The 19,207-nt window shown below is 32.9% G+C and carries 19 protein-coding genes; 7 read left to right on the top strand and 12 right to left on the bottom strand.

Features of this window, described 5'->3' with window-relative positions; genetic code table 11:
• Window positions 1-87 precede the first annotated feature (87 nt).
• The 10 genes from GKZ88_RS14010 to GKZ88_RS13965 form a co-directional block, all read right to left on the bottom strand.
• Window positions 88-702 (bottom strand): sigma-70 family RNA polymerase sigma factor, encoded by a 615-nt coding sequence (locus GKZ88_RS14010; RefSeq protein ID WP_155102980.1) that lies wholly within the window; start codon window positions 700-702, stop codon window positions 88-90.
• Window positions 703-1,029: 327 nt separating this feature from the next.
• Entirely contained in the window at window positions 1,030-1,458 is a 429-nt protein-coding gene (locus GKZ88_RS14005) for a hypothetical protein (protein WP_155102979.1), read from the bottom strand.
• Between the two features lie 140 nt (window positions 1,459-1,598).
• Entirely contained in the window at window positions 1,599-2,471 is an 873-nt protein-coding gene (gene sucD / locus GKZ88_RS14000; protein WP_026985154.1) for a succinate--CoA ligase subunit alpha, read from the bottom strand.
• 84 nt (window positions 2,472-2,555) lie between these two features.
• On the bottom strand, window positions 2,556-2,918 hold the full coding sequence (locus GKZ88_RS13995) for a nuclear transport factor 2 family protein (RefSeq protein ID WP_155102978.1): 363 nt from the start codon (window positions 2,916-2,918) through the stop codon (window positions 2,556-2,558).
• 1 nt (window position 2,919) lies between these two features.
• Window positions 2,920-3,849 carry a UDP-3-O-(3-hydroxymyristoyl)glucosamine N-acyltransferase gene (locus GKZ88_RS13990; RefSeq protein ID WP_155102977.1) on the bottom strand — a complete coding sequence of 310 codons (930 nt, stop codon included), beginning with the start codon at window positions 3,847-3,849 and terminating at the stop codon, window positions 2,920-2,922.
• 136 nt (window positions 3,850-3,985) lie between these two features.
• Window positions 3,986-4,552 carry an elongation factor P gene (gene efp / locus GKZ88_RS13985; protein WP_099712374.1) on the bottom strand — a complete coding sequence of 189 codons (567 nt, stop codon included), beginning with the start codon at window positions 4,550-4,552 and terminating at the stop codon, window positions 3,986-3,988.
• Window positions 4,553-4,646: 94 nt separating this feature from the next.
• Window positions 4,647-5,432: an acyl-ACP--UDP-N-acetylglucosamine O-acyltransferase gene (lpxA, locus tag GKZ88_RS13980; RefSeq protein WP_029270176.1), complete on the bottom strand. Its 786-nt coding sequence runs from the start codon at window positions 5,430-5,432 to the stop codon at window positions 4,647-4,649.
• A gap of 72 nt (window positions 5,433-5,504) precedes the next feature.
• A complete protein-coding gene (locus GKZ88_RS13975; protein WP_155102976.1) occupies window positions 5,505-6,893 on the bottom strand; it encodes a bifunctional UDP-3-O-[3-hydroxymyristoyl] N-acetylglucosamine deacetylase/3-hydroxyacyl-ACP dehydratase in 1,389 nt (462 codons plus the stop codon).
• Window positions 6,886-7,929, bottom strand: a complete 1,044-nt coding sequence (lpxD, locus tag GKZ88_RS13970; RefSeq protein ID WP_155102975.1) for a UDP-3-O-(3-hydroxymyristoyl)glucosamine N-acyltransferase — start codon at window positions 7,927-7,929, stop codon at window positions 6,886-6,888. Before lpxD ends, GKZ88_RS13975 begins: the two co-directional genes overlap by 8 nt.
• A gap of 39 nt (window positions 7,930-7,968) precedes the next feature.
• Entirely contained in the window at window positions 7,969-9,198 is a 1,230-nt protein-coding gene (locus GKZ88_RS13965) for an HD domain-containing protein (protein WP_347343879.1), read from the bottom strand.
• 209 nt (window positions 9,199-9,407) lie between these two features.
• Between GKZ88_RS13965 and GKZ88_RS13960 the strand changes: the two genes are divergently transcribed.
• The 5 genes from GKZ88_RS13960 (at window position 9,408) to GKZ88_RS13940 (ending at window position 13,686) form a co-directional block, all read left to right on the top strand.
• Complete coding sequence (locus tag GKZ88_RS13960; RefSeq protein ID WP_155102974.1) at window positions 9,408-10,961, top strand: bifunctional response regulator/alkaline phosphatase family protein; 1,554 nt, start codon at window positions 9,408-9,410, stop codon at window positions 10,959-10,961.
• Window positions 10,962-11,031: 70 nt separating this feature from the next.
• Window positions 11,032-11,439, top strand: coding sequence for a tRNA (adenosine(37)-N6)-threonylcarbamoyltransferase complex ATPase subunit type 1 TsaE (gene tsaE, locus GKZ88_RS13955; RefSeq protein ID WP_155102973.1), 408 nt, complete (start codon window positions 11,032-11,034; stop codon window positions 11,437-11,439).
• A gap of 77 nt (window positions 11,440-11,516) precedes the next feature.
• A complete protein-coding gene (locus GKZ88_RS13950) occupies window positions 11,517-11,990 on the top strand; it encodes a GNAT family N-acetyltransferase (protein ID WP_155102972.1) in 474 nt (157 codons plus the stop codon).
• Window positions 11,991-12,075: 85 nt separating this feature from the next.
• A complete protein-coding gene (locus GKZ88_RS13945) occupies window positions 12,076-13,275 on the top strand; it encodes an alanine dehydrogenase (RefSeq protein ID WP_144336175.1) in 1,200 nt (399 codons plus the stop codon).
• A gap of 36 nt (window positions 13,276-13,311) precedes the next feature.
• Entirely contained in the window at window positions 13,312-13,686 is a 375-nt protein-coding gene (locus tag GKZ88_RS13940) for a DUF4258 domain-containing protein (protein WP_155102971.1), read from the top strand.
• A 16-nt stretch (window positions 13,687-13,702) separates the two neighbouring features.
• On the opposite strand, the gene GKZ88_RS13935 is transcribed toward GKZ88_RS13940, so the two are convergent.
• Window positions 13,703-14,374 carry a uracil-DNA glycosylase gene (locus GKZ88_RS13935; protein ID WP_155102970.1) on the bottom strand — a complete coding sequence of 224 codons (672 nt, stop codon included), beginning with the start codon at window positions 14,372-14,374 and terminating at the stop codon, window positions 13,703-13,705.
• Between the two features lie 110 nt (window positions 14,375-14,484).
• Here GKZ88_RS13935 and GKZ88_RS13930 point away from each other — a divergent pair, with 110 nt between their 5' ends.
• On the top strand, window positions 14,485-16,650 hold the full coding sequence (locus tag GKZ88_RS13930; protein ID WP_155102969.1) for a DNA mismatch repair protein MutS: 2,166 nt from the start codon (window positions 14,485-14,487) through the stop codon (window positions 16,648-16,650).
• Window positions 16,651-16,943: 293 nt separating this feature from the next.
• On the top strand, window positions 16,944-17,357 hold the full coding sequence (locus tag GKZ88_RS13925) for a thiol-disulfide oxidoreductase DCC family protein (protein ID WP_155102968.1): 414 nt from the start codon (window positions 16,944-16,946) through the stop codon (window positions 17,355-17,357).
• A gap of 130 nt (window positions 17,358-17,487) precedes the next feature.
• On the opposite strand, the gene ettA is transcribed toward GKZ88_RS13925, so the two are convergent.
• Window positions 17,488-19,179 carry an energy-dependent translational throttle protein EttA gene (ettA, locus tag GKZ88_RS13920; RefSeq protein ID WP_035680920.1) on the bottom strand — a complete coding sequence of 564 codons (1,692 nt, stop codon included), beginning with the start codon at window positions 19,177-19,179 and terminating at the stop codon, window positions 17,488-17,490.
• Between the last annotated feature and the right edge of the window lie 28 nt (window positions 19,180-19,207).

Genomic DNA, 19,207 nt, shown 5'->3' with positions numbered 1-19,207 from the left:
AAAAATAAGGTTACAAAAACATAGAGGACAGCACTCTTATTATATACTCACTAAATTATGATTTTTTTTATTTTTTTTGAAATAAAATTAAAAACTGCTTGCGGATAGCAGAAGAAATAAGGAAAAACTGCCTTTCCATTCTCTGCGAAGCGTCATTAATCCACGGTGCAGCAAATTACTGGCTGACTGATAATTCACGTCAAGCATTTCGGCAATCTGCTCTACGCTAAGACCTTGATGATAACGAAGATATAAGGCTTCCTTTTGTCTGGATGGCAAATCATTCAGCAGTTTATTCAAATGAATTATTTTTCCTTTGGCATCATCATCCGCTTCGTCTAAAAGCTCATGATCAACTGAAAATTCAAGAAGAAAAGCAATTGAATCTGTACTGGCAGTTTTTCGAAAAATATGATCCCGTTCGTGCAAACGTGCAATTCGTTTACGTACGCTTGACAACAAATAAGCTTTTACAACAACTGAGGACTGCAAAGAACTTCTGTAAATCCAAACATCTGTAAAAACATCCTGAATGCAATCTTGAACTTTTTCTTCAAATGGAGAAAGCGAATTTCCATATCGTACTAAATCGGCATAATATCTCTCGAATAACATTGAAAATGATTGTTCATCACCATCTTTCAATTTATTCCAAAGCGTATTATCATCAACAACATTAAATAGTAAAGTCGAACTCTTCATGGTATTTTTGGGGACAAGATTCTCTTATATTGAGATTTATTTAATGTAAGGATTGTATTTTTTTTAACATTATCCTTTCATATTGTGCGATAAATATATAAAAGCGATCTTGTAAAAACAATTTTTTTACATAAAAGAGACATTTTTTTAATAATAAACTTAACGCAATCGATTACATATGAATTATAAGCAAGTCAATAACAACTTTAATTTTGAAAAAATGTGTTCCAAAGATTCTACATCAAAATGAATCTCCATAATCTATAAAAAACAAAAAAGCCTTACTATTTAAGTAAGGCTTCGATATATTTTATCAATATTTCTTTCTTAGAAAGCTACATTCCATCTTGGCAATTTAGCATTTTCATCTAAGAAATTCTGCAAAACCAAACCTTCAACAGCTGTTGGAATTGCTTTCACATCAGCATTGAAAGTTTCGTACCAAACTACTTCAAGTACAGAAATGCCCTCTAATTTCATTTGAGCTGGCCAAGAATATTTTCTTCCAGTTTTAGCAAATTGGTGTCCGTTAACAATCTTATCGTAAAGACCACCATTTTTGCTTTTTAAAGTTCCGTCATTCTGAACTGTTCCTGTAGAACCTACCATAATAAGCTCCTTCTCTCCTCCTTCAACAGCATAGACTACAAAAATCCCAGCGCTTCCTTCCGGTGCATTGCAAACTTCTTCTAAACTGTCTTCAATAGTAAAAGCAAAACTGTTGCTTGCTTTAAACTTTTCTAATTCTTTATACATATAATTTTGTTTTAGCTTCTGAGATACTAAGGTGCTAAGTCGCTAAGTTTTTTTCATCTTCCTTAATATTCCAAAAATGTAAAAAAGTCTCAACAAAATATTGAGACTTTTTTGGAATTTATTATTTTACTATTTGGAGATTATCCAAGTACTTCTTTTACTTTTTTACCAATTTCAGCTGGTGAATCAACAACGTGAATTCCGTTGTCTCTCATAATTTGTTTTTTAGCAGCTGCAGTATCGTCAGAACCACCAACAATAGCACCAGCGTGACCCATTGTTCTACCAGCAGGAGCAGTTTCTCCAGCGATAAAACCAACAACTGGTTTACGGTTACCATCAGCTCTAACCCATTTAGCTGCATCAGCTTCTAATTGACCTCCAATTTCACCAATCATGATGATAATTTCAGTTTCTGGATCGTTCATTAATAATTCAACAGCTTCTTTAGTTGTAGTTCCAATGATTGGATCTCCACCAATTCCAATAGCTGTAGTGATTCCTAAACCTTGTTTTACAACTTGGTCAGCAGCTTCGTAAGTTAAAGTTCCTGATTTAGAAACGATACCAACTGTTCCTTTTTTGAAAACGAAACCTGGCATAATACCAACTTTAGCTTCACCTGGAGTAATAATTCCAGGACAGTTTGGTCCAATTAATCTAGAATTTCTTTCTTTAACATAATTATTTGCTTTAATCATATCTGCTACAGGAATTCCTTCTGTAATAGCAATAATTACTTTAATTCCAGCATCAGCAGCTTCCATAATTGCATCAGCAGCAAAAGCTGGTGGTACAAAAATGATAGATGTATCAGCTCCAGCTTGATCAACAGCATCTTTTACTGTGTTAAAAACCGGACGATCTAAATGGCTAGTTCCTCCTTTTCCTGGAGTAACACCACCAACAACATTAGTACCGTACTCAATCATTTGAGAAGCGTGGAAAGTTCCTTCGCTTCCTGTAAATCCTTGAACAATTATTTTGGAATCTTTATTAACTAAAACACTCATGATATATATTTTATGTAGTTTTTAAAATTGTGATGCAAAAGTAAGGTTTTGTAATGTATTTTAATCTTTTTGTCTTCAAAAAAATTAAGAAAATTGACTCATTTGATAACCGCGGTACAATTTATCATCCTTAATTTGCCATATTGTAGAAAAATGAGCCAATAACATCTCTTCTCTCGGGTTTTCAATCGTTTTCACAAAATGAGAATAACGTATTGAAACCAAGTCGTCTTCGGCAATAATATGACTAATTCTAACCTTCGAACGCACATACGCGCGACTGAGTTCATTAGCCATTGCGAGCATCGAATCATAATCCATTTCGATTAATCCTTTGGTACTGTTCCAATCTAATTTTACATCAGGATGCAAATAAATTTTCATGATCTCGCTATCAATTAAGGCATCTGACTTATAAAATTTTTGAACAAATTCTTTAATAGACATATTATTTCAATTTATTTAGAATTTCAGGAATCTTTTTGATATTAGCCAATTGTTTCAACTTTTCTCTTGATTCTTCGATTGGAGTTCCAAAATATGATTTTCCTCCTTCAACCGATTTAGTAACGCCAGTCTGTCCCATAATAACAGCCTTGGCTCCTATTGTGATGCCACTGGTCGTACCTACCTGTCCCCAGATCGTTACTTCATCTTCAATAACCACACAGCCTGCAATTCCGGTCTGCGATGCAATTAAACATTTTTTTCCGATCACTGTATCATGTCCAACATGAACCTGATTGTCCAACTTAGTTCCTTCACCAATTGTAGTGTCGCCGGTCACTCCTTTGTCAATTGTACAAAGAGCACCAATTCCAACATTGTCTTCAATAACAACTCTTCCACCAGAAATTAACTGATCAAAACCATCCGGACGTTTTTTATAATAAAATGCGTCTGCACCTAAAATCGTTCCGGCATGAATAATTACATTATCTCCAATTACAGTATGATCGTAAATAGAAACATTTGAATGTATCAGACAGTTTTTACCAATTTTCACATGGTTGCCTATAAAGCTGTTAGGCTGTATTAATGTACCTTCTCCAATTTCTGCAGAAGATGAAATTGACACATTTGCAAATTGAAAAGGCTTAAAATGCTTGGTTAAGGTATTAAAATCTCTGAAAGGATCATCAGAAATTAAAAGTGCTTTACCTTCTGGGCAGTCAACTTTTTTATTGATCAAAACAATAGTTGCTGCAGACTGTAAAGCTTTGTCATAATATTTAGGATGGTCAACAAAAACAATATCACCGGGTTCTACAACATGAATTTCATTCATGCCTAAAACCTCAAAGTTTTTATCGCCTATAAATTCGCAGTTAAGCAAATCTGCAATTTCTTGTAAAGAATGAATCTTTGGAAATTTCATATGTTATAATTAGAAAATTTGTCAATTAGAAAACGTGTCAATCAGAAAATGAGTCAATTAGAAAATGAATGTTCAAAAATATGCCTATTCAAAAATTATCTAATTGACTCATTGACAAATTATCTTAATCAATAAACTACTCTTTTACACGCTCCATGTAAGAACCTGAAGCTGTATCAATTTTAATTTTATCACCTTCGTTGATGAATAAAGGAACGTTTACCGATGCTCCAGTTTCTACTGTTGCATTTTTTGTAGCATTTGTAGCTGTATTTCCTTTTACTCCTGGCTCAGCGTATGTAACTTCAAGAATTACTGAAGATGGCATATCTACTGATAAAGGCAAATCAGTTTCAGTATTTACCTGAACCATTACACTTGTTCCTTCTTTCAATAATCCTGGAGCGTCCAAGATATTTTTATTCAAAGAAATCTGCTCAAAAGATTCTGTATTCATAAAATGAAATTCATCTCCTTCAGCATATAAAAACTGATAATTATGTGTTTCTACACGAATAACGTCAATTTTATGACCTGCTGAAAACGTATTATCTAATACTCTTCCTGTAGTTAAACTTCTTAATTTTGTTCTTACGAAAGCAGGACCTTTTCCAGGTTTTACGTGAAGAAATTCAACGATTTTATAAATATCGTGATTGAATTTAATACATAATCCGTTTCTAATATCTGATGTAGATGCCATTTTTGTTTGTTTTATTTAATTTTTGTTGAATCGTTTATTCGTTTAATTGTTTATTCGATCAAACGATTAAACAAATAAACAGTTAAACGGTATTTTAATAATTTCCTGAATAACCTTTCATAATTCCTCGTGATGAATTTCTGATAAAATCCAGAATTTCATCTCTCTCAGGAGTCGCTTCCATTTCAGCTTCAATAATACTTAAAGCTTGAGTTGTATTGTAATTTTTTTGGTATAAAATTCTGTAGATTTCCTGAATTTCTCTAATTTTTTCAGTACTAAAACCTCTTCTTCTTAAACCAACTGAATTGATTCCAACGTATGACAAAGGCTCTTTCGCTGCTTTTGTATAAGGCGGAACGTCTTTTCTAACCAAAGATCCACCTGAAATCATAGCGTGATCTCCAATATGAATAAATTGGTGAATCGCTGCTAAACCACCGATAACTGCATGATTTCCAACAACTACGTGACCTGCTAATGCTACACCATTTACAATAATAGCGTTATTTCCAATTTCGCAGTCGTGTGCAATGTGAGCATAAGCCATTACTAGACAATTGTTTCCAAGAATAGTCTGTCCAGATGCAACTGTACCTCTATTAATAGTTACACATTCTCTAATAGTACAATTATCTCCAATAATAGCAAGAGAATCTTCTCCTCCAAATTTTAAATCTTGTGGCACCGCAGAAATTACAGCTCCTGGAAAAATATTACAATTTTTTCCAATACGCGCACCTTCCATGATGGTCACATTTGAACCAATCCAAGTACCATCACCAATAACAACATTATTGTGAATTGTTGTAAAAGGCTCAATTACAACGTTTTTAGCGATTTTAGCGCCAGGATGAACATATGCTAATGGTTGATTCATCTGTAAGTTTTATATTTTAAATTAAAATAGTCTAATTTGAGGGCAACAAACCTAAACAATAAATTTGATTAATTATTGTTTTCTTGCGATTTGTGCCATTAATTCTGCCTCAGTAACTAATTTTCCGTTTGCATAAGCATTTGCCTGCATGTGGCAGATTCCTCTTCTAATAGGAGAAATCAATTCGCATTTGAAAATTAAGGTATCACCAGGCAATACTTTATGTTTGAACTTAACATTGTCAATTTTCATGAAATATGTTAAATAATTTTCAGGATCTGGAACCGTGCTTAAAACCAAAATCCCTCCTGTCTGTGCCATAGCTTCAACAATTAAAACTCCTGGCATAACTGGTGCTTCTGGAAAGTGTCCTACAAAGAAATTTTCATTCATAGTAACATTTTTCAAACCAACAACATGACGATCAGACATTTCGATAATTCTGTCAATCAACAAAAATGGAGGTCTGTGAGGCAACATTGCCATAATTTTATGAATATCCATCAATGGCTCTTGATTTAAATCATAAACTGGAACGTGATTTCTCTGTTCTATTTTGATAATTTTAGCCAATTTTTTAGCAAACTGAGTGTTTACAAAATGACCTGGCTTATTTGCAATAATTTTTCCTTGAATACGAACTCCAATTAAAGACAAATCTCCAATAACATCAAGTAATTTGTGTCTTGCAGCTTCGTTTGGATAATGCAAAGTAAGATTGTCTAAAACTCCGTTTGGTTTTACAGAAATTTCATCTTTACCAAAGGCTTTCTTTAAATTTTCCATAGTTGCCTCAGAAATCTCTTTGTCTACATAAACAATGGCGTTATTTAAATCACCACCTTTAATAAGTCCGTTTTCTAATAGAGACTCTAATTCATGCAAGAAACTGAAAGTTCTTGAACTTGCGATTTCAGTTTTAAAATCGGAAATACTTTTAAGTGTAGCATTTTGCGTACCTAAAACTTTTGTGCCAAAATCTACCATTGCTGTAACTTGGTAGTCGTCACTAGGCATCACAAGGATTTCGCTTCCTGTTGCTTCGTCAGTAAATGAAATCACTTCTTTTACCACATAAACATTACGGCTTGCGTCTTGTTCTTCTATTCCTGCCTTTTCAATTGCTTCAACAAAATATTTTGATGAACCATCCATAATTGGAAGTTCAGATGCATCTAATTCAATAATAATATTATCCAAATCGCACCCAACTACTGCTGCTAAAACATGTTCTGGAGTTTGTATTTTTACACCTAATTTTTCTAAATTAGTACCTCTTTGCGTGTTAACAACATAATTAGCATCAGCCTCAATAATTGGCTGACCTTGCAAATCTACTCTAACAAAAGTGAAACCATTATTAATAGGAGCCGGTTTAAAAGTCATTGTAACTTCTTTTCCAGTGTGTAATCCTACGCCTGTTAGTGAAATTTCATTTTTGATGGTCTTCTGTTTAACCATTATTTCCATTTTTTGGGTTTATTATTTGTTTTTTTAATTCTTCAACTTCGGCAACAATTTTAGGGAAGTTTTTAAAGTGAACATATGATTTATTAAAATCACTATATCCAAGTGATGGTGAACCTTGTAAAATTTCATCATCTTTAATGTTTCTTGCAACACCAGACTGCGCCTGAAGTCTAACATTATTCCCTATAATTAAATGGCCTGCGATACCAACCTGCCCGCCAATCATACAGCTTTCTCCAATTTTAGTAGAACCAGCAACACCGCTTTGAGCAGCAATTACTGTGTTTTTCCCAATTTCAACATTATGAGCGATCTGAATTTGATTGTCTAACTTAACTCCTTGTCTGATAATCGTAGAACCAAGAGTTGCTCTGTCAATTGTTGTATTTGCACCAATATCAACATTATCTTCAATGATAACATTACCTATTTGTGGTACTTTACTATATACTCCTTCTTCATTTGGCACAAAACCAAAACCGTCAGCTCCAATAATAGTTCCTGAATGAATCGTACAATTGTTTCCAATTATAGTTTCAGAATAAATTTTTGCACCTGCAAAAACAAAAACGTTATCACCAATTGTCACATTGTCTCCAATAAAACTGTTTGGATAAATTTTAACATTATTTCCTAAAACTACATTTTGTCCTATATAACTAAAGCTTCCTAAATATAAATTCTCTCCATATTTTGTCCCTTCTGATATAAAAGACTGCGCTTCAATTCCGGTTTTATTTAATTTTACCTGATTGTAGAAATGCAAAAGTTTAGAAAAAGCTGCGTAAGCATCTTCAACTTTTATTAAAGTTGTAGTGATATCCTGTTCTGGAACAAAGCTGTCGTTAACAATTGTTACTGTCGCTTTTGTAGTATATATATAGTTGACATACTTAGGGTTAGCCAAAAAAGTAAGCGATCCTTCTTCGCCTTCTTCTATTTTAGATAGCCGAGAAACTTCTGCATTGGGATTCCCAACAACTTCTCCTTCTAAAATTCCTGCTATTTGTTCTGCTGTAAATTTCATTGCGACAAAAATATAAAAAATAGATTTTAAATGTTAATTTTAGATAAGTTGTTTTGGGAAACAGATGTAATATTTTGTTACCAATTTAGATAACGATTTCAAATTCAGCTGATCAGAGGCTTCAACAACATCTTCAATTGTTTTATCTTTTTTCAAAATTCGTATCGGTTCAGCCGCTTTACTGTATGCCTGGTTTTTAATTTTTCCTCTAAAAATAAAATAACCCGCATCTACTGCTGAAATATGATGGTCCTCAGCAAATTCTTCTTTTAAAGATTGAGATTCTTCCATCGGAATTTTCTCTGCACTCATTTTTATTTTAAGCAAATCTCTGTTAATGATCATTTTACTTAATGTCGAAAGTATAAAATCATCTTGTCTTTGCCATGCTTTTAAAGCACTTATAATATCAAAATCATCTAATTGAGAAAAAAGGTCTAGTTTTTCGGCATCAAAATCTTCCAGTGTTATTTTGTTTTGCATAAAATACAAAAGCGGTTCGCTGCAAGGAAGTTTTGTTCCTTTAAGTGTAAGCTCTTTTGCTCTTTTTAAGACTTTCATCAAAATTAATTCGGCTACTAAACTTGTTTTATGCAAATAAGCCTGCCAATACATTAAACGTCTCGAAAGCAGAAATTTTTCAACCGAATAAATTCCTTTTTCTTCAATAACCAAAACATCATCAACCACATTCATCATCTGAATCAATCGTTCAGAATTCACATTACCTTCTGCAACTCCTGTGTAAAAACTGTCTCGTTTTAAATAATCCATTCGATCCATATCCAATTGACTTGAAATCAATTGCAACATAAATTTTCGATGATATTCGCCTTTAAAAACCTTAATTGCTAAACTTAATCTTCCGTCAAATTCATCATTTAATTCTTTCATGAATAATAATGAAATTGCTTCGTGATTTACATCTTCAACAATGCTTTTTTCCATTGCATGTGAAAATGGTCCGTGACCAATATCATGCAGTAAAATGGCAATCAGCAAAGCGTTCTCTTCTTCGCTTGAAATTGCAACACCTTTAAAACGAAGTGTATCAACAACTTTCTGCATTAAATGCATGCACCCCAAGGCATGATGAAAACGTGTGTGATTAGCACCCGGATAAACCAAATACGACAAACCCATTTGCGAAATACGACGTAAACGCTGAAAATATGGGTGCTGAATTAAGTCGTAAATAAGTTCGTTCGGGATGGTAATAAACCCGTAAATGGGATCATTGAATATTTTTAACTTATTAATATGAGTCACTATTTGGTTATTTTTAGGTCAACAAATATAAGTAAATAACTATAGTTTTTCATTTAAAAGTTGACATTAAATTCACTTGACTTTGAGACAAATACCTTATATTCAAAAAGATTTAATCTAAAATTTAGGTTTCGTTTTTATGAAATTTATACTATTTTTAATACTTTTTAAGTTCTATACTTCTAAATTGCATCAAAATTAATTTGTTTATGGATAAGATAAAAATACTTTGGGTCGATGATGAAATTGATCTTTTGAAACCACATATATTATTTCTGGAGAAAAAAAACTACTCAGTAACCACTTGCAACAACGGCCTTGATGCAATTGCTTTATTTGAAGAAGATAATTTTGATATTGTTTTTTTAGATGAAAACATGCCAGGAATGAGCGGTTTGGAAACGCTTTCGGAAATGAAAGAAAAAAAATCAGCTATCCCGATGATTATGATCACCAAAAGTGAAGAAGAATATATAATGGAGGAAGCGATTGGTTCTAAAATCGCTGATTATCTGATAAAACCAGTAAATCCAAATCAGATTTTACTGAGTTTGAAGAAGAATTTGGACGATTCGAGATTGATTACTGAAAAAACGACTTTAGATTATCAGAAGGAATTCAGAAAAATTTCGATGGAATTAGCCATGGTTAATTCCTATGAAGACTGGGTTGAATTGTACAAAAAACTGCTTTTTTGGGAATTGAAACTAGAAGATATCAACGATACTGCGATGATTGAAATTCTTGAATCTCAAAAAGTGGAAGCCAATTCTCAATTCGGAAAATATATCGAAAGAAATTACGAAGACTGGTTTGCTCCAAAAGCAGATAAACCAATTCAATCGCATAATTTATTTAAAGAATTAGTTGTTCCAGAACTAAAAAAGAAAGACAAACCTGTTCTGTTTGTTGTAATTGACAATCTTCGCTATGACCAATGGAAATCCTTTGAAACTGTTATTTCTAACTATTACAAATTAGAAAAAGAAGTTCCGTATTTCTCTATTTTACCAACAGCGACGCAATACGCGCGAAATGCCATTTTCTCTGGTTTATTGCCAATTGAAATGGAAAAACAATTTCCGCAATATTGGAAAAATGATGTTGAAGATGGCGGAAAAAACCTTTACGAAGCAGAGTTTCTTTCGGCTCAATTAAAACGTTTAGGATTAAATCTGAAAGAAGATTATTTTAAAATCACCAATTATGCAGGAGGCAAAAAACTGGCAGAAAACTTTAGAGCTTTAAAAGAAAACGACTTGGTTACAGTTGTTTACAACTTTGTCGATATGCTTTCGCACGCTAAAACCGAAATGGAAGTAGTAAAAGAACTAGCTTCTGACGATAAAGCATATCGCTCCTTAACTTTGAGTTGGTTTAAAAACTCTCCATTATTAGAGATTATTCAGCAAGCTCAATTATTAGGCTTCAAACTAATTTTAACCACAGATCACGGTACAATTAATGTAAAAAACCCGTCGAAAGTTGTGGGAGATAAAAATACAAGTTTAAATTTGCGTTATAAAACCGGACGCAGTTTAACGTACGAACAAAAGGATGTTTATGTGGTAAAAGAACCTAAAACAATTGGTTTACCGGCAATAAATATGAGCAGTTCGTTTATTTTTGCCAAAAATGATTTTTTCTTGGCTTATGTAAACAACTACAATCATTATGTTAGTTATTACAAAAACACGTACCAGCACGGCGGCATTTCGCTAGAAGAAATGATTATTCCGTTTCTAGTTTTTAATCCAAAATAGAAAGAGTTTTCAGTCTCAGTTTTCAGTCTCAGTCTGAAAACTGCGACTGAAACTATAAATAAATATAAAAATGAATATCGTTTTTTCATTAGATCAAATTCAAGAAGTTGCTCAGCAAATATTAGACTCGAATCCTAAAAAGATTATTCTTTTTAATGGAGAAATGGGTGTTGGAAAAACCACTTTAATCAAACAATTATGCAAGAGTTTAGATGTTCAGGACGCAACCAGCAGCCCAACTTTTTCTTTAGTTAACGAATATTATACGTCTAACAATCAAATCGTTTATCATTTTGATTTTTACCGATTAAATAAGGAAACTGAAGCACTCGATATGGGCGTTGATGATTATTTATACTCTGGAAATTGGTGTTTTATTGAATGGTCTGAAAAAATCGCGAATTTGCTTCCTGAAGAATATTCTACTATAAATATTGAGTTGTTGGCAGACGGAAAAAGAGAGCTGAAATTAGTTTAAAATCTTTGTTCATCTCTGTGAAAACCTTTTTAGAATTTTTGAAATAACCACAAAGAGACAACAAAAAAATATCCAAAATGAATTCTCAAAATACCGTAGAAATAATCCCTTTTTCCTCAGATTTAAAAGAGCACATCAAAACTTTAAATATTGCCTGGCTGGAAAAATATTTCAAAGTTGAAGAAAAAGATAAACTCACACTTTCAAATCCGCAGGAAGAAATTATAGACAAAGGCGGCATGATTTTTTACGCTCGTTATAATAATGAGATTATAGGAACTGCCTCTTTAATGAAAGTTGATGATTCAACATTTGAATTAAGCAAAATGGCAGTTTCAAATAATGCACAAGGTTTAGGAATTGGCACTAAACTTCTTGAACATTGCTTTAATGTAGCCAAAGAAAACAATGTTAAAACACTCATTTTATATTCGAATACAATTTTACTTCCGGCAATTCATTTATATAGAAAATTCGGTTTCACAGAAATCCCTTTAGAAACGGGCATTTACGAAAGAGCAGACATAAAAATGGCAAAAAAAATATCTTAACATTGTCGCTACAGTATTAGCAGAATTTTTGCACTAATTTTAAATCTTTTTACGTAATTTGTACCTTTAATTTTTTGCACAACCCATGTCAATCACGTTAACTCCATTTACAAAACAACAATTACTGCCACAGGAAGAAAAACTTGAGGTTGGTCGTTTTAAAAGAGAACTTTTTATAGGAATTCCTAAGGAAACAAGTTATCAGGAACGCCGTATTTGCCTAACTCCAGATGCCGTAAATTCCCTAACTTATGAAGGACATCGCGTTATGATTGAATCTGGCGCGGGTGAAAGTTCTAGTTATACCGATAAGGAATATGCCGATGCTGGTGCAGAAATCACAAAAGATACAAAAAGAGTATTTGGTTGTCCATTTTTACTAAAAGTAGAACCGCCGACTTTAGCCGAAATTAAAATGATTAATCCTGAAACGGTTATCATTTCTGCTATTCAATTGAAAACCAAAAAGAAAGAATACTTTGAAGCGTTGGCACAAAAGAAAATTACTGCTCTTGCTTTTGAATATATTAAAGATGAAGATGGATCTTACCCAGCTGTAAAATCTTTAAGCGAAATTGCCGGAACTGCTTCTATCCTAATTGCAGCCGAATTGATGATTACCGATGAATTTGGGAAAGGACTTTTATTTGGAAACATTACTGGCGTTCCTCCTACTGAAGTTGTAATTTTAGGTGCTGGAACGGTTGGTGAGTTTGCTGCAAAAACCGCCATCGGACTAGGTGCAAACGTAAAAGTTTTTGATAATTCGATTACAAAACTACGTCGTTTACAGAATAATTTAAATCAACGAATTTTCACTTCAACCATTCAGCAAAAAGGTCTTTTAAAAGCTTTAAGACGTTGTGATGTTGCTATTGGTGCGATGCGCGGTAAAGAACGCTGTCCAATTGTAGTTACCGAAACTATGGTTGAACACATGAAAAAAGGAGCCGTTATTGTTGACGTCAGTATTGACACTGGCGGATGCTTCGAAAGTTCTGAAGTTACTACACATGAAAAACCTACCTTCATTAAAAACAATGTTTTACACTATTGTGTACCAAATATACCCTCACGATATTCCAAAACTGCCTCATTATCAATAAGTAACATCTTAACACCTTATCTTCATCAGATAGCCGAAGATGGTGGTTTAGAAAGTGCAATCAGATGCAACAAAGGACTTAAAAATGGAATTTATTTGTACCACGGAATCTTAACAAATAAAGCAATTGGCGACTGGTTTGATTTGCCAGACAACGATATTAATTTACTTGTATTTTAAAGGAACTTTAATGTACCTTTGCAAAAAATTTATTTCATGAAGTTCGTACATCGTTTTGCATATTATTTGATTGGTTTAGTTATGGGATGCTTTTTTGTAGCCCTTGTATTTAGTGGAAAAGATACTCGATGCAATTACTTTCCGAATGCCCGAGTTTTAAATAATTTAAGAACAAAACCTTTTCAATATTCACCTAAAGCAATTCAGACTTTAAACGAAAAATGGGTTGATACTGCCGATATTAAAAATACTTTAACTTACGGAGATGTTGATTTTGACCAAAGCAACGTTCCATTCAAAAAAGGGAAATTGTATATCATTGAAGGAAAAACGGCAAAAAATCAAGAGATAATTTTAAAAGTCGTAAACTACGAAAACAAAGCTGTTTTAGAGGAAATTGCGAAGAAATAATTAGCTTTTTATTCCATCAAAACCATTCTATTTCTTTAATTCGCTTCGATTTTAAGAAATCATTTGTCTGACTGAAATGCTTATTTCCAAACCATTTCCCCTGATTTGCACTCATAGGCGAAGGATGACCTGATTCTAAAACATAATGTTTTGAGCGATCAATTTTTAAGCCTTTTTTCTGCGCAAAGCTTCCCCATAAAAGGAAAACAACATTTTCTTTTTGACCAGAAATAGCTTGAATAACAGCATCTGTAAAAAGGTTCCATTTTAAATGTTTATGACTGTTTGGACTGTCTTTTCTAACAGTCAACGAGGCATTCAAAAGTAAAACACCCTGTTTCGCCCATTTTTGAAGATTTCCAGATGTTGGCATAAAAATCGAATCAAAATCGGTGTTTATTTCTCTAAAAATATTACGAAGCGAAGGCGGAATTTTGACATCATCATTTACAGAAAAGCTTAAACCATTGGCTTCTCCTTCTCCATGGTAAGGATCTTGACCAATAATTACAACTTTTAGATCCTCAAAACTGCAGTTATTAAAAGCAGCAAAAATTAATTCAGCCGGCGGATAACAAGTATGCGTTTTATATTCGACATCTAAAGCCTTCATTAATTCAATGAAGTACGGTTTTTGAATTTCATCTTTTAAAACTGCTTGCCAATCTGGAGATAAATTAATTTTCATTTTAAAATTTTATTACAAATTAAGCAAAGTTTTACTCAAACTGCCAATTATTAGTGCAATTTCGTTTTAAAACTTTGTAACTTTGAAATCTTTACAACTTACGATATATAATGATATCTATTACAGAAAAAACATTACAAGATTTACAATTTCCAACGGTGCTTGAAACAATTTCAGCAGGCTGTAACACAGACATTGGAAAAGAAAAAGCTTTACAAATAATACCTTTCAGAGATAAAGAAACATTGATGCAGTCTTTAATGCAGACATCAGAATATGTATCTTCATTTCAAAACAATAACGCAATTCCGAATCACGGATTTGACGCCATCACACACGAAATCAAATTTTTGGCTATTGAAGACAGCTTTCTAGAAGTTGGAAGTTTTAGAAAAATTGCTAATCTTTCGTCAACAACAAATTTCCTGCTGAATTTTTTAAGAAAGTTTGATGATTATTATCCAAACCTTAATGCAAGAGCTTCTCGTGTTGAATTGACTAAAGATATTATCACCGCGATTGATGCCATCGTTGATAAATACGGAGAAATAAAAGACAATGCATCGCCAGCTTTAGCCAGTATTCGTCAGAATATGAATTTGGTTCGCGGTAAAGTAAATCAAAGTTTTGGTGTAGCTTTAACTCAGTACAACGGCTTAGGTTATTTGGACGATATTAAAGAAAGTTTTGTACAAAATCGTAGAGTTTTAGCGGTTTTGGCAATGTACCGCCGTAAAGTAAAAGGCTCAATTTTAGGAAGTTCCAAAACAGGAAGTATTGCTTATATTGAACCAGAAGCTACTTTAAAATATTCGAGAGAATTAGCGAATTTAGAGTATGAAGAAAAGGAAGAAATTACGAGAATTTTAAAAAATTTATCAAATGTAATTCGCCCATTTTTACCTCTGTTAGTTGAATATCAAGACTTTTTAAGCGATATTGATGTCGTTGCCGGAAAAGCAAAATATGCGAATCGAATCAACGGAATTTTACCAACCATTACTGAAGAAAGAAGATTGTTTTTCAGAGAAGCATATCACCCGATTTTATACCTTAATAATAAGGAGAAAAAAGAAATCACGCATCCGCAAACTATTGAATTAAAACAAGAAAACCGAATTATTGTAATTTCTGGACCAAATGCCGGAGGAAAAACTATTTCGTTAAAAACAGTTGGTTTACTGCAATTAATGCTTCAGTCCGGAATTTTGATTCCGGTTCACGAAAGAAGCGAAACTTTCTTATTTGATCGAATTTTAACTGATATTGGAGACAATCAATCTATTGAAAATCACTTAAGTACATATAGTTATCGATTAAAAAACATGAATTATTTCTTGAAGAAATGCAACAAGAAAACCATGTTTTTAATTGATGAATTCGGTACAGGTTCTGATCCTGAATTAGGAGGTGCTTTGGCTGAAATTTTCTTAGAAGAATTTTATCATAGAGAAGCTTTCGGAATAATCACAACCCATTATTCTAATTTAAAAATTCTTGCAAACGAATTGCCTTTTGCTACAAATGCCAATATGATGTTTGACGAAAAGTCATTGGAACCAATGTATAAACTGGCTTTGGGTCAGGCTGGAAGTTCTTTTACCTTTGAAGTCGCTCAGAAAAATGGAATTCCGTTTGGATTAATTAATCGTGCGAAAAAGAAAATTGAAGTTGGAAAAGTTCGTTTTGACAAAACCATTGCGACGCTCCAAAAAGAAAGATCTAAGCTTGAAAAAACTTCTTTAAATTTAAAAGAAGAAGAAACTCGTGCGCGCGAAGAAAGCAAAAAGATGGAAAACATCAATACGAGAATCCAGCAAAAACTAGAAAGCTATCAGGAATTATATGACAGCAACCAGAAGATAATTTACATAGGACAGAAAATTGATGATATTTCTGAGAAATATTTCAACAACAAAAACAAAAAAGAACTTATTGGAGAATTTTTGAAAATTGTTGAAATCGAAAATTCAAAACGTAAAAAAGCAACTCCAAAAGAAGTTAAGGCGAAAGTTGAAAAACAAAAAGAAATTATTGCTGAAGTACAGGTAAAAGTTGAGGAAATTCGCCAGGAGAAAAAAGAAAAGAAACTTAAACCAGTTGTCGAAAAACCAAAACCAATTTTAAAAGTTGGCGATCGCGTCAGAATGTTAGATGGGAGATCCGTTGGAAGTATTGATTCAATCGAAAAAAATAAAGCAACAGTAAATTACGGAATTTTCACGTCTAAAGTAAGTTTGGACGAATTAGAATTGGTTGAAGCTGCTAAAAAATAAGTTTTTTAATTTCCAGTCGCAGTGGCAGTTTTTAGACTTAAAAAAGAGTAAAATTCTGCCAAAATTAAAATAAAGCGATTTTAGAAACTATTTTCAAAAATGCAGTAAAAGACATAAATAATTTTTAAAAATTGATTTAAAGTAAAATATGAATGCTGTTTTTTATTTATAAAACTTATCAAAATTTAAAATTCAATAAATTTTACAAATAGCAATCTAGTTAGTAAATTAAAATACGATATTGCAAATTCTCAACGTTTATAGTTAAGTACAAAACTTGATTCACAATAAAAATGGAAAATCTTCCAAAAGATAAAAAAATAATCCTTTTTGATGGAGTTTGCAATTTATGCGATTCTGCTGTTCAATTTATTATCAAACACGATAAAAATGATATTTTTAGATTTGTAGCATTGCAATCCGAATTAGGTATTTCAATTTGTAAACATCTTGGAATCGGCTTTTCAAAAATGGACAGCATTATTTTATACCATCCTCGGACTGCTTATTTTTATAAATCTTCGGCCGCTATTGAAATTGCTAAAAGTTTTGGTGGATTTTGGAAATTAATTTTAATCTTTAGAATTGTGCCCATTTTCATCAGTGACAAAATTTATGATTATATCGCAAAGAATAGATACAATTGGTATGGCAAAAAAGAAAGCTGCATGATTCCTACTCCGGAATTAAAAGCCAAGTTTCTTTAAAAATTTTAATTTTCACAATATTCTCATTTCGACGAAGGAGAATTTTCACAATTGAAACATATAAAATAAAAATCCCAAACTCCGGTAAATCAGGAATTTGGGATTTTTTTATTGAAAATTTAGATTTTTATTATCTAATCAATTTTCTGTATTTCAAACGTTTTGGAGTTAAATCACCACCAAGACGTTTCTTTTTATTTTCTTCATAATCAGAGAAACTTCCTTCAAAGAAATAAACTTCAGAATCTCCTTCAAAGGCTAAAATGTGCGTACAAATTCTATCTAAGAACCATCTGTCGTGAGAAATAATTACAGCACAACCAGCAAAATTTTCTAAACCTTCTTCTAGTGCACGAAGCGTATTTACGTCAAGGTCATTCGTTGGCTCATCCAGTAAAAGTACATTTCCTTCTTCTTTCAAAGTCATTGCTAAGTGCAAACGGTTACGTTCTCCACCTGACAACATTGAAACTTTTTTATTTTGCTCACCACCACCAAAGTTGAAACGTGATAAATAAGCTCTTGAGTTCACCTGCTTTCCGCCCATCATTACTAATTCCTGACCGTCTGCAAAGTTTTCCCAAATCGATTTATTTGGATCAATATTAGAGTGAGACTGATCTACATAAGCAATTTTCACAGTTTCACCAACTGAAAATTCGCCGCTGTCAGTAGCTTGCTCTCCCATAATCATTTTAAAAATGGTAGATTTACCAGCACCGTTTGGCCCGATAATTCCAACAATTCCGGCTTGTGGCAATGTAAAATTCAAATTATCATAAAGTAATTTTTCACCAAAAGCTTTTGCAACATTTTTAGCTTCAATTACATTAGTTCCTAAACGTGGACCATTAGGAATGTAGATCTCTAAATTCTCATCTAGTTGTTTTTGATCTTCATTTAATAATTTGTCGTAGTTCTGTAAACGTGCTTTTTGTTTGGTTTGACGGCCTTTTGCGCCTTGACGAACCCATTCCAACTCGCGCTCTAAAGTTTTTCTACGTTTAGAAGCTACTTTTTCTTCCTGAGCCATACGGCTTGATTTTTGATCTAACCAAGAAGAATAATTTCCTTTCCATGGAATACCTTCTCCTCTATCCAACTCTAAAATCCATCCTGCAACATTGTCAAGGAAATATCTATCGTGCGTTACAGCGATTACAGTTCCTGCATATTGCGCTAAATGCTGCTCTAACCAAAGTACAGACTCAGCATCAAGGTGGTTGGTTGGCTCATCAAGTAACAATACATCAGGCTGCTGCAATAACAAACGACATAATGCTACACGACGACGCTCACCTCCAGAAAGGTTTTTAATTGGCGTATCACCTTCAGGCGTACGCAAAGCATCCATTGCAATTTCTAATTTCGTATCGATTTCCCAAGCGCCAAGTGCATCAATTTTATCTTGTAATGCTGCCTGGCGGTCCATCAATTTATCCATTTTATCTGGATCTGAGTAATTTTCTTCAAGACCAAATAAATCATTTATCTGATTGTATTCTTCTAAAACAGCCATAGTCTCAGCTGCTCCTTCACGAACAATTTCGATTACTGTTTTAGAATCATCAAGAATTGGTTCTTGCTCTAAGTAACCGACAGTATAACCAGGCTGAAAAACTACATCACCTTGATAATTTTTATCAACTCCTGCAATAATTTTTAAAAGAGAAGATTTTCCAGAACCGTTAAGTCCCAAAATACCAATTTTTGCTCCATAAAAGAAACTCAAATAAATGTTTTTAAGCACCGGCTTGTCTGCTCCCTGATAGGTTTTACTCAATTTCTGCATTGAGAAAATTACTTTCTTATCGTCTGACATTTTCTATATTTTATTTTAATTATTTAAT

The sequence above is a fragment of the Flavobacterium sp. LC2016-01 genome (genome assembly GCF_009711135.1).
Taxonomy (GTDB): domain Bacteria; phylum Bacteroidota; class Bacteroidia; order Flavobacteriales; family Flavobacteriaceae; genus Flavobacterium.
This window is presented reverse-complemented; position numbering and strand designations above follow the sequence as displayed.